The sequence below is a fragment of the Nocardia sp. NPDC023852 genome (assembly GCF_040639505.1).
Classification (GTDB): domain Bacteria; phylum Actinomycetota; class Actinomycetes; order Mycobacteriales; family Mycobacteriaceae; genus Nocardia.
The window spans coordinates 31,885-48,752 of record NZ_JBFAAB010000014.1 but is presented as its reverse complement, the minus strand read 5'-3'; the positions used below and the strand labels follow the sequence as shown (position 1 = coordinate 48,752).

The window sequence follows — 16,868 nt, the reverse complement described above, 5'->3', positions numbered from 1 at the left end:
CCGCTCATGCCACAAACGACACAGCATGAGCGGTACGGGCCCGGAGGCGGCTAGCTTGCATAACCACAGCGGGCCCGCGAAGCCCGAGGAGGGCACAGTATGAGCCTCGACCTGGACAATCTCGTCGCGATTGACGTGCACACCCACGCGGAAACCGACGGTTGCGGTCACTACTCGCTTCCCGACGACCTGCGCGCAGGCGCCGACAAGTACTTCGGCGCCGAGTCCGGACCTCCGACCCTCGACGAGATGGCCGCCTACTACCGGCAGCGCCGGATGGCCGCGGTCGTGTTCACCGTCGACGCCGAATCCGCGCTCGGCCATCGCCGGCTCAGCAACGACGACATCGCGGCCGCCGCCGCCGAGCACGACGACGTTCTCATCCCGTTCGGGAGCATCGATCCGGCCAAAGGCAAAGTCGCAGTCCGGGAAGCGCGACGATTGGTCACCGAGCACGGCGTGCGGGGCTTCAAGTTCCACCCGAGCCTGCAAGCGTTCTGGCCCAACGACCGTGCCGTGTACCCGCTGTACGAAACCATCAGTGAACTCGGTGTCCCTGCCCTTTTCCACTCTGGACAGACCGGTATCGGATCCGGTCTTCCGGGCGGCGGCGGCATCAGGCTCAAGTACTCCAACCCGATGCTGCTGGATGACGTGGCGGTCGACTTTCCTGACCTCACCATCATCATCGCCCACCCGTCGTTTCCGTGGCAGGACGAAGCGTTGGCCGTGGCGACGCACAAACCGAAGGTCTACATCGACCTGTCCGGTTGGTCACCGAAATACTTTCCTGCGCAACTGATCAAGTACGCGAACAGCCTGCTCGGACGGAAAGTATTGTTCGGCTCCGACTTTCCGCTGATCTCACCGGACCGCTGGATGAGGGATTTCGACCAGCTCGACATCAAAGATGAGATCCGACCACTGATCCTGCGTGAAAACGCCATCACCGCATTGGGGTTGACAGCGCCATGATCGATCAAGGAATCGGCTCCTGGCCACGTCGCCGCGCTCGCATGGAACCGCACGCGCTCGCCCTCGTCCAGGGCGAACGCCACCTCGACTACGCGGGTCTGGCCGAGCGCACCGACGCACTCGCCTGTGCCCTTGCCGAACTCGGAGTCGGCAAAGGCGACCGCGTCGCATACCTCGGACCCAACGACATCGCGACCTTCGAAACTCTTTTCGCCACTACGCGTCTCGGTGCGATATTCGTCGCCTTGAACACGCGTCTCGCCGCACGCGAGATCGGCTACATGCTCGACGACAGCGACCCCATCGTGTTGGTCGTCGACCCAGCCAGTGAAGCGATCGGAGCCGACGCGATCTCGCACACCGCTAGGCCACCGCGCCTGCTGCGACTCCGGGCGAACGGCGACAGCAGATACGAGCGCGCGCTCAGCGAGCACATCGGAAGCACACCGTCTGTTGCGCCAGTCGGGCTCGACGACCCCGCGCTGATCCTCTACACGTCGGGAACCACCGGCCGACCCAAAGGCGCCGTGCTCACCCACGGGAACATCACCTGGAACACGCTGGCCCAGTTCGCTCACTTCAGCCTCAGCCGCGAAGACGTCAGCCTCTGCTCGGCTCCCCTGTTCCACGTCCTCGGGTTAGGCCAGATCACGTTGCCCACCTTGTATGCCGGTGGCACGGTAATCGTCATCCCCAAGTTCGAGCCGAGCGACTTCCTCGCCACCATCGAACGGGAGAAGGCCACGGCATTCCCACTCGCGCCCACCATGCTGCAGATGCTATGCGAACTTCCCGAATGGGCCGATGCCGATCTGTCCAGCATTCGTGTGGTCGCGTTCGGCGGCTCCCCGGTCGTGGAACGCGTCGCCACAGCGTGGCTCGCGCGTGGAATCCAAGTGCTGCAGGGCTACGGCATGACCGAGGCGGCCCCCGGCGTGTTCATGGCCCTGAGACACGGGGCAAACGCGCATCCCCTCTCGGTCGGGGTCCCCCACTTCTTCACCGACGTCGCCTTGCTCACCGGCGACGGCGAAATCATCGACGGCCCTGGTCGAGGCGAGCTCCTGGTCCGGGGCCCCCATGTCTTCGCCGGGTACTGGCACCGCCCCCAAGCCACCCGAGAGGCATTCATCGACGGATGGTTTCGCACCGGCGACATCGTGCGCATCGACGACGACGGTTGGGCTTACATCGTCGACCGCGTCAAGGACATCATCATTTCCGGCGGCGAGAACATCTACCCGGCTGAAGTCGAAGCCGTCATCACCCAGCTCGACAGCATCACCGAATGCGCCGTCGTCGCCGTTCCTGACGAGCAATGGGGCGAAGTCGGGTTGGCGTTCATCGTGGCACGCCCCGGCCACGCCGCTGACGAACACACGATTCGCGCACACCTCGAGGCAAACCTCGCCCGATACAAGATTCCCAGGTATTTCGTCTACCGGGAAAACCTGCCGCGCAACGCGAGCGGCAAGATCCAGCGGCTCGGGCTCCGCGACGCTGCCCGACAGAATCTACAACCCGCGCCCTGACCGGCAAAGAAAGCGACCGTCATGACCACTACCGTCAGCCAGCCCACCGACCTGCTCGACCTCGTCGGCGCCAACCTCGGCAGCAGCGACTGGATCGAAATCCCCCAGAGCGACATCGATATGTTCGCCAAAGCCACCCATGACGAACAGTGGATCCACACCGACGTCGAACGTGCGAAGGCCGGCCCCTTCCAAGGCACCATCGCCCACGGCTATCTGACATTGTCGCTGCTCATCCCGCTCTGGTCGGAGATCCTCGTGATCGAACATCGCGGCATGGCGATCAACTACGGCCTCAACAAGGTCCGCTTCCCCGCGCCCGTCCCCGCCGGATCCAAAGTCCGGCTCAGCGCCACCCTCGCCGACGTGACAGACCTCGGCGGCGGCGGCGTCCAAGTCACCGTCGACGCCACCATGGAACGCGAAAGCTCCGACAAACCCGTCTGCATCGCCCAAATGGTGCACCGCTACTTCGCCGAAAAGTGACAGTCCCGCCGACCGCAGGCCGGGGGGACTGTCTGAAAGACGGCGGATCTGACCTTGGTCTGACTGGCCGAGCCTGATGGTTCGGTGGGAAGGATCATCTGATGTCGGAGACACTCGAATCCGTGGTGGATGCGGTGGATCACAAGAAGCTGGCCGAGCAGCTGCTGGCCCAGGCCGAGCAGCAGGGCGTCGAGTTGCTCGGCCCGGGCGGGTTGTTGAACCAGCTCACCAAGAACGTGCTCGAAATCGCCCTCGAGGCGGAGATGACCGAGCATGTGGGCTATGAGAAAAACGACCCGGCTGGTCGCGGGACGGGCAACTCCCGCAATGGGACTTGATCGAAGACGGTGCTGACCGAGATCGGGCCGGTCGAGATCGAGGTGCCACGGGATACGAATTCGTCGTTCGAACCACAGATCGTCAAGAAGCGTCAGCGGCGGCTGACCGGGATCGATGAGATCGTCTTGTCCTTGACCGCGAGGGGTGCGCGCTCGCACCGACAGCGCTGTGGTGGGTAAAGGCGATGAGGATGCAGCGCCGGTGTCGCCTTCGTCTCCAGGTCAGCCGTACCGCTGTCGATCGCACCGGCCGGTATCGGCTGGCCGTCCTGCGCGCGCAACTGGTGATCTGTCGCTTGGCGTATAACGCGCGGACCGCTGGACGCGGTCACGGTGCTCCAGTCCCAGCCGACGCACCCAGCAATCTCCGTCGAGGTCGATGTGCTGTCTCCTCGGGTTGCGAGGGGCCGTCGCCGGAAGATCGTCGATCGTCCCTCTGCGTCTGCGTCTGCGGCAGATGTCCCTGATGCCGGTCTGCGGCCTCGGCGTACTCACGACGACCACCCAGTGGCACGCGATCGAGGTCATGCCCCCACCCGAACCGAGAGACAATAACGCTATCCGTTCGAGTTGCAGAAGGGATGGTGGCCCCCGATGAGCGACGTCGTCGATTTCCGTCGGTTGTTCGAATCGGCGCCGGGGCTGATTCTGGTTCTCGATCCCAGTCTGCACATCGTGGCGGTGACCGACGCGTATGCGCGGGCGACTATGACCGAACGCGCGCAGATTCTCGGGCGTGGCGTCTTCGAGATCTTTCCCGACAACCCCGAGGACGCGGATGCCGAGGGAGTGCGGAACCTGCGGGTGTCGCTGGAGCGGGTTCTGCGCGATCGGGTCACCGATGCGATGCCGGTCCAGCGCTACGACGTCCGCCGTCCGAACAGCACGTTCGAGGAGAGGTTCTGGAGCGTGTCCAACTCCCCGGTCATCGACTCGTCCGGCGAGCTGCGCTACATCATCAATCGTGTCGAGGACGTCACCGAGTTCATCCGACTGCAGGCCTCCGGCGCAGCTCAGCGGCGGGAAGCCGCCGCGCTGCGCGCCACGACACGGCAGATGGAACAGGAGGTCTTCGCCCGCGCACGCGAGGTGGCCGAGGCCAACCGCCAGCTCAAGGAGGCCAACGCCGAACTGGCCGATCTGTATGCGCGCACCAAGGAGCTCGATGAACTCAAAAGCCAATTCTTCGCCAACGTCAGCCATGAACTGCGCACTCCCCTGATGCTGATCCTGGCGCCCGCGCAGAAACTGCTGGACGCGACTACCAACGACAGCTCGAACCGCGCAGACCTCGAGCTGATCATTCGCAATGCACGGATGCTGGTCGGGCAAGTCAACAATCTGCTCGACGCGTCCAAGCTCGAGGCCGGCGGAGTCCAGCCCGATTACGCTCGCGTCGATGTTGCCGAGCTGGCTCGGCTCAGCTCGGCCCACTTCGAATCTTTGGCTGTCGATCGCGGGGTCGGATTCACCGTCGATGCCCGGCAGCCGATCACTGCCACCCTCGATCCCGAGCACCTGCAGCGGATACTGGTGAACCTGCTGTCCAACGCGTTCAAATTCTCCGAGTCGGGCGGCACGGTGCGCTGTTCGGTGTACGCGGGTCGAAATGATCGACTGATCATCGAGGTCGCCGACAGCGGTCCCGGTATACCGGCGGAGAAGCGGTCGGTGGTATTCGACCGGTTCCGGCAAATCGATGGCGGACCCACCCGCACGGTCGGCGGCACCGGCCTGGGCTTGAGCATCGTCCGTGATCTTGTCCGGCTGCACCGAGGTGAAGTCAGCATCACCACTGCGCCGGAAGGCGGGGCGATGGTGATCGTGGACCTGCCTCGGACCGCGCCTGCGGGCACTCCGGTCCGCGCGGTGCCCCCGGACACCGAGGTGGAGCGACAGCTCCGCGATCCGGTCGAAGCGATCGCGGAACTGACTTCCATGGCGGACGCGGTGCCAGGGCGGTCCCTGGCCGCTCCGCCGTCCAGGCCGGTGGTAGTGGTTGTCGAAGACAACGCCGACCTCAACGCTATGATCCGGCAGGCATTGTCCGGACCCTACCGCGTGCTCGCGGCCTTCGACGGCCGGTCCGGGCTGGAGCTGGCGCGGTCGAGCCGTCCGGACCTGATCATCTGCGACCTCATGATGCCGCGGTTGAGCGGAGATCAGTTGCTCGCCGAGGTGCGGGCCGACCCGGTGCTGGCGAACACGCCGGTGCTGATACTGAGCGCCCGCGCCGACGACCAGTCGCGGCTGGCGCTGCTGCGGGCCGGCGCCAACGACTACCTGCCGAAACCGTTCCCGCTCAGCGAACTTCACGCACGCGCGGACAACCTGGTAAATCTACGGCTCGCCGAAGCCCGCCTGCGGACTGTACGGATCGCCGGCGAGCGTGAACGCATAGCAATCGAATTGCATCGCACCGTGGTTCACCGGTTGTTTTCGATCAGCCTGCAGCTGAGCGGAATACGGTCACTCGCCAGGCGACCCGCTGTTACCCACCGCCTCGACGACGCAGTCGCCGAACTCGACACTGTGATCAACCAGATCCGCTACACCATCAACGAACTCGACCCGCGATCCGAGGACGGCGGGTTTCGGGCACAGCTGCTGGAACTGATCAGCGAGACCGCCGAGACGCTGGCAGCCCGCTCCGAAGTCTCCTTCACCGGACCACTCGACACGATCGACGAAACCCTCACCGCCGCTGTCTACGACGCCATACGGCACCTGATGACCGTGATCATCCGCCGCGCAACGGCCACGGAAATCGCCCTGCAGGCCACGCTCGATACCGATCTTGTCGTGACGGTCAAGGAAAAGGCGGATGCCGCAGCATACTCGGCGACAAGCCGTGGCGACCCGGGACTGCTTTCCGAGCAACTCGCGAACCACGCTGCGGCCCTCGCCATCACGACACCATGTCCCGGCGAAACCGCGTGGACGTGGACGATACCCGGACCTCGCGCGGATTTCGCGCAGCCAGGGGAGCCTCTACAGTCCTAGGCGGCCGCCTGATGGGCATCCAGGAAGGCCCGCACCAGCGCGGTAAGCTCGGTCGGCTTCTCGAAGAACACCACATGGCCGCTGTCGATTTCGGCGTATCGGCTGTGCTGGATCGCGGCGTGCAGGTCGCGGGTGTGTTGAACGGGAACCAACTGGTCCTGGGTGCAGCCGACCACGAGGGTCGGAGCCGTGATGCGGCGTAACTCGTCGCGAATATCGACATCCCGGTTGATGGCGATCTGGCCGAGTGTGCCCGGTTCCGGTCGCACCGACCGTAGCCCAGCCAATCCCTCGTGACCGAGCTGGCTCAGAAACGCCGGGCTGAATGCCAACAGCGGACCGACCCCCGAGGCAATATCGGCTTCAGCGATCAGCGAGGCCGCCCACGTCTGCAGAACCAGCTGCATTCGGGGGTCTTCGCTGGTCGACCAGCCCGCCACCAACACCAGTCTTCGCACGAGATCGGGACGACGTGCGGCGAGCGCCGCCGCGACGACAGCACCCAGTGAGAAGCCCAAGAGGTCGACCGGGCCGGTGCTCGCCTGGTCGATGACCGCGACGATCTGGTCGACCAGCAGCTCCAGCCTCGGTCCGCCGTCAGGTTCAGTGGTCTTGCCGCTGCCGGCGTAGTCGGGTGTCAGGACGGTGTAGCGGTCGGTGAACGCGGTCAGCAGATGTCCGAAGTTCGACTCGGCGCTCATACTGCTGCCGTGGACGAGGACCAACCCGGGACCGGAGCCTGAGCTCGAGTAGTGCACATCCGTACCAGAGACATGGACAATGGGCATGAGGGTGAACCTTTCGCGAGGGGGGGGGACGTACTCGTGCCGTCCTGGTGGTCGGGTCTACAGGTCGAGGACGAGCCTGGGTGTCCGGGCACGGGACCGGCAGATCATCATCAGATCGGTGTCCTTCGCGTCCAATAGGCTGTCGCGATGGTCAGGGAGTCCGTCGAGGACGACGGTTTCGCAGGTGCCGCAGGTGCCCTCCCGACAGGAGGAGAGCGCGGATATGCCTGCCTGCTCGACGGCTTCGAGGATCGAGATGCCCGCCGGAACAAGGACAGTCACACCGGATTGCGCGCATTCGACCTCGAACTCACTGTCGGCCGCGGCATGGGCGACGGGCTTCGGTGCGAATCGCTCGACGTGCAGCGCGCCCGCCGGCCACGTGGTGGCGCACCGTTCTTCGACGGTGCTGAGTAGCGATTCTGGACCGCAGCAATACACGAGAGTGCCGGGGTCGGGTGCCAAAATCGTGTCGAGGTTCATCCGGCCGGTCTCATCCTCGGTGTGTACGCGAAGATCGCCGAGCGCCGATAGCTCGGGCAGGTAGGCCATGCTGCCGCGGGTTCGACCGCCGTAATGCAGAGTCCACGCGGCCCCCCGGCGGGCGACGGTGCGGATCATTGGCAGTAGCGGCGTGATACCGATACCTCCCGCGATGAATCGGTAGCGTTCGGCGTCGTGCAGCGGAAAGTTGTTGCGCGGTCCACGAATCCGCAGCGTGTCGCCTGCCGAAAGGTGTTCGTGCACATATGCCGAGCCGCCTCGGCTCACCTGTTCGCGCAAGACGGCGATGGTCAGGGTGTTGCGGTCGTCCGGATCACCGCAGAGTGAATACTGGCGAACCATGTCCGGGCCGAGGATCAGGTCGATGTGTGCGCCCGATTCCCATTTCGGGATCTGACCGTCGGCGCCCACCAGGGTGAGTTCGACAACGTCGTCGGCTATGCCGCGGATGTCGGCGACAGTGACCGACCATTTCGGTTCAGTGTTCATGCCCGGACTCCGGTCAGCTCGACGGGGTGCGGATCGGGAAGGTGGCTGGTGTGGCCGGCGGGGTGGGCGAGTAACCACCGCCAGATCTCGGTCGGCGTGTCGGCGACATCCGTTGCACCGCAATGACATACGCCCAGTAGCTGGTCGGTTCCCGGGTGCCACTCCACCCGGTAGCGGACATTCATGTCCGGCTTTCTTCGGCTTGGGCGAGTTTCGCGATGAGCCGCCGCGCCGCCAGGGCGCCGGTGTCGATGTTGATCGACAATTCCTGATAAGCACCGCCGTTTCTTTCCTCTTCGGCGAGGACCTCCTCCACCAGGTTCAGCGCGACGACGTCCTGCATGACGACGATGTGATTATTGGCGTAGAGGTAATCGGTGACCCACTGGTCGTCTGTCGCGAAGTCGCGTGCCACGGCCCAGAAGTCGTGCACCGAGTGCGCTGTCTCAGGGGTCAGCGCGTAGACGATCTCGACATGGAAGGCGCCTGGATCAGCGGCGGCATCGTAGCCGGGGATATAGCCGTCCGGCGGGTAGTGGCCCTGTCGCGCGACTCGACTGTGCAGCCGGTAGAGGCATGGCGGGGAAAATTCGATGTCCTGCCAGCGCGTGATTCTGCCGTGTACGCCGGTCGAGCTGGCATAGAACGGTGGGCTCTCGGCGTCATCGATATGTCTGCTCACCCGCACTACCCCGGCTGTCTCGTCGACCTCCGTGGTGATCGGCGTGTCGGCCACTTCAGGCGTGCCGATGTAGCCTCCGTGCAGATAGGTTTCGTGCGACAGGTCCATCAGGTTGTCCATCAGCAGGGCATGCCGACCCTGGATCGTCTCCAGGCCGCGGATCGTGGTCCATCCGTCCCGGGTCAACCATGGTGCGCGCGGAATCGTCGCTGGATCAGCGTACTCGCGGTCGCCGATCCATACCCAGATGAACGAATCCTGTTCCACCACAGGATAGGAGGCCACCCGGGCGCTGCGCGGAATGCGCTGCTGCGCGGGCACCGCGACGCAGGTTCCGGTGCGGTCGTAGGTGAAACCGTGGTAGCCGCAGACAATCCGGTCACCGTCGACCAGCTGCGACTTCGACAACGGGTAGCGTCGGTGGATGCAGCGGTCGGCCAGCGCTACCGCACTACCGTCCTCGGCGCGGTAGAACACCAGCGGCTCGTTGCAGATGGTTCGGGCGAGCAGCTCGCGGCCGACCTCATGACCATACGCGGCCACATACCACTGGTTACGGATAATCTGGGTCGTCGGACTCATCGGGAAACTCCTGAGCTGGGCACCGAACGGTGCGTTGTGATCCACATCGTGTGGTGTCCGGAGGCGTGAGCCAAGACACACTTCCGCTGGACGGAAGTCCGTTCACCGCCCACCCAGCTGTCTGCTGACCCCGTTGGCCGCGGTGCGCACCGCAGGCGCCCAGGCGGCACGGCGGGAATCGCTCACCGGCACGACGATCGAGACCGCCGCGACGACCTCGCCGCCTGGGCCGAAGATGGGTGCTGCGACCGAATAACCCTCCAGCGTGACCTGGCCCTCACTGATCGCGACGCCGATGCGGCGCACTTCGGCCAGTGCCCGACGCAGTTGGTCGGGCGTGCTGATCGTCTTCGGGGTGAATACCGCAAGTGGCCGGGCGAAGATTTCGGCTACAACGTCGGCGGGCGAGTATGCGAGGATGGCCAGTCCCACACCGGTCGCGTGCATCGGCCAGCGCGCCCCCACCTGAGTGCGCACGGATACGGCCTCCCGCGCCGCGAGGAACTCGACATACACGACGTCGGTGCCGTCAGGGACCGCCAGCTGCACGTTCTGGTGGGTCGCCTCGTAGAGGTCTTCCATGAAGGGAAGTGCTACGTCGCGCAGCGGACGGCCCCGCGGACAAAAGGACGCGATTGCCACCATCCGCAGACCGATCTGGTATCCGCCGCCCGGTGTTCGGTCGAGCGCGCCCCAGCGTACGAGATCGACCACATGCCGGTAGACCGTGGTTTGCGGCAGCCCGGTGCGCTCGGCCAGTTCGGACAACTTGAGCACCAGATGCGAGCTGTCGAACGCTTCGAGCACCCCGAGCGCCCGTGCCAGTACCGACGATTTGGCAGTCATCATCGACTCCCTCTCGCACACGGTCGAGTAGTAAGACGAGCACCGGCGAGGCGACCGGTCCGAGGACTACCCTTCCATGCGGTCGCCGCTGCCACGACCAGATCGACCAGCGGCGATTTGTCACATCGACCGATTACTTTCGGCACGGACCAGCGCAATCGTCGACAGCGAGTCGCGTCTCTGGGCCATCCGCGGTTACCCCGCGGCCATACCGGGGTTATCGTTGGTCGACGGCTCGGAATGCTTGTCCTGCCGCGGAGGTGATCGCATGGTTCGACAGCTCGACAACGACCTCGCAGGGCCGAACTGCCGGCTCGGGCTTACGCCGATGCCCGGCCACCTGACAATGTCTGCGGGCGCGCGATGGCGGAATGCGACGACTTAGCGACCCAACGGGATCTGCCCCTCGGTATCGCAGTGGAACTGGCGGCGGCCGGCCTCGGCGATGCCGGGGAGATCGGCCGCGGCGGATTCGGCGTGGTCTACTGCTGTTATCAGTACGCCCTGGAACGTCACGTCGCCGTCAAGGTCCTGACGTCGGAGGTCCGCGGCGACGAGCGTGAGCAATTCGTGCGCGAACAACGCGCACTCGGGCGCTTGTCCGGCCACCCGCACATCCTGCAGGTGCTGCAGGCCGACATCACCCCCACCGGCCGCCCCTACATCGTGATGCCCTACCACGCCCGCGGCTCGCTGGAACAGGTGCTCCACAAGACCGGCCCGCTGCGCTGGCCCGAGGTGCTTTCGGTGGGCGTCAAGATGGCCGGGGCTCTTGCTGCCGCACACGCGATCGGCATCGTGCACCGTGACCTGAAGCCGGGCAACATCTTGCTCACCGATTATGGCGAACCCCACCTGGCGGACTTCGGTATCGCCCAATTCGGCGAGGCGACGACCTCGTCCCTGCAGATCATCCAGGGCACACCCGCGTTCACGGCACCCGAGGTCCTCGGCGGCGCGGCGCCCACCGCGGCCTCGGACATCTACGGCCTCGGCGCGACATTGTTCAGTCTGCTCACCGGACGTGCCGCGTTCGCCCGGCGCACCGGCGAACAGTTGGAAGTCCAACTCGCCCGTATCGCCACGGGATCGGTTCCGGACCTGCACGCCTACGGCATCCCGCATGCGGTGTGCGAGGCCGTTGAGACCGCGATGGCGGCCAAGCCCACAGATCGCCCCACCACCGCGGTCGAATTCGGCGAACAACTGCGGGAGGTACAACGCAACTGCGGGCAGGCCGTCGACGCCATGGCCGTGCCGCCGGATACACCCGTTGCCGAGATGGAGCGGAGGGCGGCACTATCGGTGTTGCCTGCCTACTCCCCTGGCTCGGTGACGCCACCGGTGCCGCCGATCGCCGCGACGAAGTTCCGGCCGCCGAGCACACCGCGGACGCTGATCGAGCGCACGCGCATCCTGGACATCCTTCGCCACGGCGAGCAACGGCGACTGACGGTGATCCATGGCCCGGCCGGTTTCGGCAAGACCACGCTGGCCCTCCAGTGGGGGCGCCGACTGGAATCCGACGGCGCGCCGATGGCTTGGCTGACCGCCGACTCCGACGACGACAACGCCGTCTGGTTCCTCGCCCACCTGGTGGAGGCGATCCGGCGCGTGCGGCCGGAACTCGCCCGCGAACTGGGTGCAGTGCTCGAGGAACGATCGTCGGACACCACGCGATACGTGCTCTGTACGCTGATCGACGAAATCCATGACAGTGGCCAGGCAATGGTGCTGGTGATCGACGACTGGCATCGAGTGACCAGCGACGCCACCCGTGCCGCTTTGGAGTTTCTGCTAGAGCACGGCTGCCACCACCTGTGGGTCGTGGTCGCCAGCCGTACCCGGGCCGGGCTGCCGCTCACCCGGATGCTGGTGCGCGACGAACTCGTCGAGATCGACGTCACCGCATTACGTTTCGACGCTGCTGAAACGACTGCCTTCCTCATCGACAACGGTCTGCTCCTGAGCGCCGCGGATGTGACCCGTCTACAGGAGTCGACCGAGGGATGGCCTGCCGCACTCCAATTGGCATCCCTGTCGCTGCGCGGCCGCAACGATCCGTCCGCGTTCATCGATCGCCTCACCGGCCGCCACCACGTCATCGGTGAATACCTCGCCGAGAACGTTCTCGACGCACTCGAACCACAACTGCTCGACTTCCTGCTCTCGACCTCGATCACCGGCAAGGTGCGCGCCGACCTCGCCACTCTCCTCTCCGATCGGGCCGACAGCCAGGAAATGCTCGAACAGGTCGCCGACCGCAACCTGTTCCTCTACCGCCTGGACGAGGATGACGAATGGTTTCGCTACCACCACCTTTTCGCCGAGTACCTGCAGCGCAGGCTCGTCCGCTCCGACCCGGACCGGCTCGCACAACTGCATCAGCGAGCGTCCGCCTGGTTCGCCGAACATGAGATGCTCACCGACGCAGTCGATCACGCCATGTCCGCCGGTGATCCACAGCGTGCGGCGGACCTGGTCGAAGCCCGCGCCCTCGACCTCATCGAGCGTTCCCGTATGGCCACTTTCCTCGGGATGATGGCGAAACTGCCCGGCAGCCTCACCGAATCACGGCCACGACTGCAGCTGTGCGTCGCGTGGGCGAATCTCGGCCTGCAACGCCGGCAGCGGACTCGGACTGCGTTGAAGAACGTTTTCGCGGCACTGGATTCCGGTGCGGTACCAGCCGAGGAGGTGACCGCGCTACGCGTCGAGGCGGCCTTGGTGACCTGTGTCGAGGAGTACGTGACCGACCGCTTCGACGGCCTGCCGAAGCTGGTGGCCGAACATATCGACGATCCAGCCGCGCCGTTCGTCGCGAACAACGCAGCCACACTGGCCGCCACCGATGCGTTGAACCGGTTCGACTTCGCGGCAGCTCATCAATGGCACCAGCGGGCGGCTCCCTACCATCGCGGTCGCACCTTCGGCATGACACACAACTACTGCGTCGCAGGTCTGGCTGCCTATGAACAACTCGACATCACCAGGGCCGAGGAACATTTCGAGGATGCCGTGTCGATGGCGCGGCGCTCAGGCGCGCCAACCCATTCCTCGATCTTGGCGGGCGCGCTGCTGGGGGCGCTGCGATACGAACAGGGACGCCTCGCCGAAGCCGAACAACTGTTGAACTCCAGTGCCAGACTCGGCCGGCAGGGCGGACCGGTGGATTTCCTGTCGGCCACCTACGGCACCGGGGCGCGCCTCGCGGCGCTCCGCGGTGATCTCTCCCTCGCCCAGAAGCTTCTCGCCGAGGGCGGGAGGATCGCCGAGGATGCAGCACTGCCCCGCCTAGCCGCACGAATCGTCAATGAACATATCCGCATCGGCCTGCCGATCCCGGATGACGTTCGTACCCACCTCACACATTTGCGGCTGTATCGCAAGCAGGACAACAGGATTCGAGCCGGTATCGCCGAACTCGAACAGGACTCCGCGATCCGGCTGCTGTTAGCCGAACACTCCCCCACCCGCATCGAAGAGGCGTGCGCCCGAGCCGATCACATGGTGCGGGAGATCGAAACCCAGTCCCGTCCACGGGCCCTGGCACAGGGACAATTGCTGTATGCCTGCTGCCTCTGGGAGGCACATCGAATCGACGACGCGAAAACCGTACTGGCCCCAGCACTCTCGCTGGCCACCCGACAAGGACTTCTCCAGTTTGTCACGGATGCCGGCCCGCATATGTCGGACATCGTCGCCGCATCGGCATGATCGCCCGTATACAGGCCATGGTGAACGACGGGGGCACGGAATCAGCCGAAGACGGGTGACTCGAGGACTGGCTCCACGCCACCACCACCGACTCGTCCCGAACAGCGAGCGGCCTCCTGTGAACTCAACTCACAAGACCTGGCGACACCACGTCACGAGCGGGGAATCGCGCTCGACTTCCGATCCGGTGCCCACAGTTCCCGGTCAGCCGAGCTGAGCTTTGATATCGGTCTTGAGGACTTTGCCGATCTTGGAGCGGGGCAGGTCGGGCCAGATCTCGACTTGCTTGGGAGTTTTCACGCTGCCGAGGCGGTCTCTGACGAAAGCCCGGAGATCATCGGAGGTGGCACTGTGGCCGGCGCGGGTCTGGATCACCGCGGTCACCCGCTCGCCCCATTTCGGATCGGGGAGTCCGATCACTGCGCAATCCTGTACCGCCGGGTGAGCCAGCAACGTCTGCTCGACCTCCGCGGAGTAGACGTTGAATCCGCCGGTGATGATCATGTCCTTTGCCCGGTCGACGATGTAGAGGTAGTTGTCCTCGTCGAGGTAGCCGATGTCGCCGGTGTGGTGCCAACCGAATCTGCCCACATCGGCGGTGGCTTCGGGATTCTTGTAGTACCCGGCCATGACCAGGGGACCCCGGACGACGATCTCGCCGCGTTGCCCGGCGGGCAGCAGGGTGCCGTCGTCGTGCATGATCGCGACTTGGGTCAGCGGCGTGGGCCGTCCGACCGAGGACAGGTGTTCGCGGGCGAGGGAACCGTCGGCACGGAAGTGTTGCCGTGGCGCCAGAGTCGAGATCATCATGGGCGCTTCGGACTGCCCGAACAGTTGCGCCATCACCGGTCCGATCCGTCCGAGGGCTTCTTCGAGACGAGCCACCGACATGGGTGCCGCGCCGTACCACAGGCATTGCAGGGAGCTCAGATCGGCTGTGGTGAGTGCAGGATGATCCAGCAGCAGGTAGATCAGGGTCGGGGGCAGGAAGGTGTGCGTGATCCGGTGCCGCGGCACCAGCGACAGGAACTCCGTCAGGTCCGGTGCGAGCATGACGACGACCTCGCCACCCAGCGCCAGAACAGGGAAACACAGCACCCCGGCCGCGTGAGTCAGCGGCGCCAGCGCGAGGTAGCGCGGGCGGCCCTCGAAGGGGTAACTCATCAGCGTCAGCGCCGACATCGTCTCGACATTGTGCCCGGTCAGCACCACCCCCTTGGGGCGCCCGGTTGTTCCCCCGGTACCGACCAGCAGGGCGATGTCATCGATCGGGTCGGCCTGCCACGGCTCGTCCCCGACACCGCGGATCCATTCGTCGAACGGGACGGCATCGGAAACCGCACTGCCGTCCAGACTGATCAGTGTGAACAGTGTCGGCAGGTCGCCGATGATCGTGGCGACCAGCGGCGCGAACGAATCCTGGAAGATCAAGCACGTGCAGTCGAAAAGGTCCAGCAGATCCCGGTTTTCGTGGGCCTCGTTGCGGGGATTGATCGGGCACCACACCGCCCCCGCCCGCGCGATACCGAAAACGCAACCGAACGCGACCGCGTTATTGGCCGACAGTATCGCCACCTTCTCGCCGGGACGTACCCCGGACCGGGCCAGCGCGCGAGCGACCTGCCAGGAAAGCCGCTGGACCGCGCCGTAGGTCAGTGTCCGGCCGTTCATAGTCAGGCAGGGTGCGGCCGCGCCGAGTGTGGCGCCCTTGTCGAGGTAGTCGGTCAAACGCACGAATGATCCTTGTATCGTCGAAACAGCCGGGGCTGGGTCAGCTGTGCACGGTCAGGACCGGCTCCATGACAAGTCCGAAACCACGCAGCACACCCAGCAGCTCACGATGGCCGAACGCCTGGCAACCGGAAGCGAAACCGGCACGCTTTGGCGAAGTTTGCAGCAGCGTGTACGCCGCGTACGCCTGTAACAGGCCGGTTTGCTTGTAGTTGCAATTGCCGTAGATGACGCAGTGTGCGCGTCCCAAGGGACCCGACGCGTACACCGAGTCCAGGGAGGTGTTGATCCGCGGGTTCTCTCGCGGCGGCATCTCGTTCATCACGCCCGCAGCATGCTCGGCGAGCACCTTGTACTTCTGTTCCCGCGAAAGATCCTTCACCTGTTCGACGACGCCCGCCACGATTTGTGGTACACCCTGCATCAGCGTCCGGTTGAAGACCCCACCCAGTACTTTGACGTTGGCCACCCGAGGGTCGCGTTTGAACCACACCGGATGCGACGTGCCGCCCCACGGCAGCGCCAGCTCGGTTTGATGCTGCCCCGGCACCACCACGTCGTACAGTCCGGCATCGGCGGGCCATTCCACGTACTGGTTCTGCTCCAGGTAGTAGGCCTTCGACAGCGCCGCGTTGACCAGGATGGTCCGCGTCGACGCGATGGTTGGGAAGCCCTTCCAGAACACCTGGATATCGAGGGTATCCAGGCCAGGGGTCTCCAGGCAGATATTGGCGGCGATCTCACCCGTCGTATACATATGCGCAAGCCCCGGCGACAGTAGCAGTTCCCGGTCTGCCATCCGCCGGCCGTAGTTCTCGTCGCAGTCGATCAGCCAGTCCTGTTCGCCGGTCGTGTCCAGGTAATGGCATCCCACATCGAGGCATGCCTCGACAACCTCCCGGCCATACTGCGAGAACGGCCCCACCGTATTGCACACGACGCGTGCTCCCCGGAACAGTTCGGTCAGCGAGGCGACCTCGTGTGCGACCTCGACCACCTCGTAGTCGGCGGTCTCGATTCCGGGGAGCTGGTCCATTGCCTGCTGGACGCGCACCTTGTCGCGTCCAGCCGCGATGAACGGGACATTGAACTCGCGCAGGTATTCACACACCAACCGGCCGGTGTAGCCGGAGGCGCCGTAGACGATGACGGGCTTGTCAGTGCTCATGGAATATCGAACCTTTCGTGTTAGCCG

12 protein-coding genes and 1 pseudogene are annotated in these 16,868 nt (G+C 65.0%); 6 read left to right on the top strand and 7 right to left on the bottom strand.

What is annotated here, in order from left to right; all coding sequences use genetic code 11:
- Positions 1-99 precede the first annotated feature (99 nt).
- The 5 genes and pseudogenes from AB0H00_RS19555 to AB0H00_RS19535 all read left to right on the top strand — a co-directional run bounded on the left by AB0H00_RS19555 (position 100) and on the right by AB0H00_RS19535 (position 6,334).
- Positions 100-975: an amidohydrolase family protein gene (locus AB0H00_RS19555; RefSeq protein ID WP_357267989.1), complete on the top strand. Its 876-nt coding sequence runs from the start codon at positions 100-102 to the stop codon at positions 973-975.
- Positions 972-2,507, top strand: coding sequence for a long-chain fatty acid--CoA ligase (locus AB0H00_RS19550; RefSeq protein ID WP_357267987.1), 1,536 nt, complete (start codon positions 972-974; stop codon positions 2,505-2,507). The genes AB0H00_RS19555 and AB0H00_RS19550 overlap by 4 nt, the downstream gene beginning before the upstream one ends.
- Positions 2,508-2,528: 21 nt before the next feature.
- Positions 2,529-2,993 carry a MaoC family dehydratase gene (locus AB0H00_RS19545; RefSeq protein ID WP_357267986.1) on the top strand — a complete coding sequence of 155 codons (465 nt, stop codon included), beginning with the start codon at positions 2,529-2,531 and terminating at the stop codon, positions 2,991-2,993.
- 101 nt (positions 2,994-3,094) lie between these two features.
- Positions 3,095-3,478: pseudogene (locus tag AB0H00_RS19540) on the top strand (transposase); the annotation flags it as partial.
- A 447-nt stretch (positions 3,479-3,925) separates the two neighbouring features.
- Positions 3,926-6,334 (top strand): ATP-binding protein, encoded by a 2,409-nt coding sequence (locus AB0H00_RS19535; protein ID WP_357267984.1) that lies wholly within the window; start codon positions 3,926-3,928, stop codon positions 6,332-6,334.
- Here the strand turns inward: AB0H00_RS19535 and AB0H00_RS19530 are convergent.
- The 5 genes from AB0H00_RS19530 to AB0H00_RS19510 all read right to left on the bottom strand — a co-directional run bounded on the left by AB0H00_RS19530 (position 6,331) and on the right by AB0H00_RS19510 (position 10,225).
- The gene (locus tag AB0H00_RS19530; protein ID WP_357267982.1) at positions 6,331-7,122 is read right to left on the bottom strand and encodes an alpha/beta hydrolase; all 792 of its coding nucleotides are present in this window, start codon (positions 7,120-7,122) and stop codon (positions 6,331-6,333) included. The two genes, AB0H00_RS19535 and AB0H00_RS19530, sit on opposite strands and share 4 nt — an antisense overlap.
- Before the next feature lie 57 nt (positions 7,123-7,179).
- A complete protein-coding gene (locus AB0H00_RS19525; protein ID WP_357267980.1) occupies positions 7,180-8,115 on the bottom strand; it encodes a PDR/VanB family oxidoreductase in 936 nt (311 codons plus the stop codon).
- Positions 8,112-8,300, bottom strand: a complete 189-nt coding sequence (locus AB0H00_RS19520; protein WP_357267978.1) for a hypothetical protein — start codon at positions 8,298-8,300, stop codon at positions 8,112-8,114. Before AB0H00_RS19520 ends, AB0H00_RS19525 begins: the two co-directional genes overlap by 4 nt.
- Positions 8,297-9,379: an aromatic ring-hydroxylating dioxygenase subunit alpha gene (locus AB0H00_RS19515; RefSeq protein WP_357267976.1), complete on the bottom strand. Its 1,083-nt coding sequence runs from the start codon at positions 9,377-9,379 to the stop codon at positions 8,297-8,299. The genes AB0H00_RS19520 and AB0H00_RS19515 overlap by 4 nt, the downstream gene beginning before the upstream one ends.
- Positions 9,380-9,481: 102 nt before the next feature.
- Entirely contained in the window at positions 9,482-10,225 is a 744-nt protein-coding gene (locus AB0H00_RS19510) for an IclR family transcriptional regulator (RefSeq protein WP_357267974.1), read from the bottom strand.
- A gap of 363 nt (positions 10,226-10,588) precedes the next feature.
- On the opposite strand from AB0H00_RS19510, the gene AB0H00_RS19505 reads away from it, so the two are divergent.
- Positions 10,589-13,942, top strand: a complete 3,354-nt coding sequence (locus tag AB0H00_RS19505; RefSeq protein WP_357267972.1) for a protein kinase — start codon at positions 10,589-10,591, stop codon at positions 13,940-13,942.
- Positions 13,943-14,146: 204 nt separating this feature from the next.
- Here the strand turns inward: AB0H00_RS19505 and AB0H00_RS19500 are convergent, their stop codons facing one another.
- Complete coding sequence (locus tag AB0H00_RS19500) at positions 14,147-15,676, bottom strand: long-chain fatty acid--CoA ligase (RefSeq protein ID WP_357267970.1); 1,530 nt, start codon at positions 15,674-15,676, stop codon at positions 14,147-14,149.
- 37 nt (positions 15,677-15,713) lie between these two features.
- The gene (locus AB0H00_RS19495) at positions 15,714-16,841 is read right to left on the bottom strand and encodes a DUF5938 domain-containing protein (RefSeq protein ID WP_357267968.1); all 1,128 of its coding nucleotides are present in this window, start codon (positions 16,839-16,841) and stop codon (positions 15,714-15,716) included.
- Positions 16,842-16,868: the final 27 nt, after the last annotated feature.

Coding starts and splice junctions, on each gene's coding strand:
- AB0H00_RS19555 (WP_357267989.1), top strand. CDS start 100: ATGAGCCTCGACCTGGACAATCTCGTCGCGATTGACGTGCACACCCAC.
- AB0H00_RS19550 (WP_357267987.1), top strand. CDS start 972: ATGATCGATCAAGGAATCGGCTCCTGGCCACGTCGCCGCGCTCGCATG.
- AB0H00_RS19545 (WP_357267986.1), top strand. CDS start 2,529: ATGACCACTACCGTCAGCCAGCCCACCGACCTGCTCGACCTCGTCGGC.
- AB0H00_RS19535 (WP_357267984.1), top strand. CDS start 3,926: ATGAGCGACGTCGTCGATTTCCGTCGGTTGTTCGAATCGGCGCCGGGG.
- AB0H00_RS19530 (WP_357267982.1), bottom strand. CDS start 7,122: ATGCCCATTGTCCATGTCTCTGGTACGGATGTGCACTACTCGAGCTCA.
- AB0H00_RS19525 (WP_357267980.1), bottom strand. CDS start 8,115: ATGAACACTGAACCGAAATGGTCGGTCACTGTCGCCGACATCCGCGGC.
- AB0H00_RS19520 (WP_357267978.1), bottom strand. CDS start 8,300: ATGAATGTCCGCTACCGGGTGGAGTGGCACCCGGGAACCGACCAGCTA.
- AB0H00_RS19515 (WP_357267976.1), bottom strand. CDS start 9,379: ATGAGTCCGACGACCCAGATTATCCGTAACCAGTGGTATGTGGCCGCG.
- AB0H00_RS19510 (WP_357267974.1), bottom strand. CDS start 10,225: ATGACTGCCAAATCGTCGGTACTGGCACGGGCGCTCGGGGTGCTCGAA.
- AB0H00_RS19505 (WP_357267972.1), top strand. CDS start 10,589: ATGGCGGAATGCGACGACTTAGCGACCCAACGGGATCTGCCCCTCGGT.
- AB0H00_RS19495 (WP_357267968.1), bottom strand. CDS start 16,841: ATGAGCACTGACAAGCCCGTCATCGTCTACGGCGCCTCCGGCTACACC.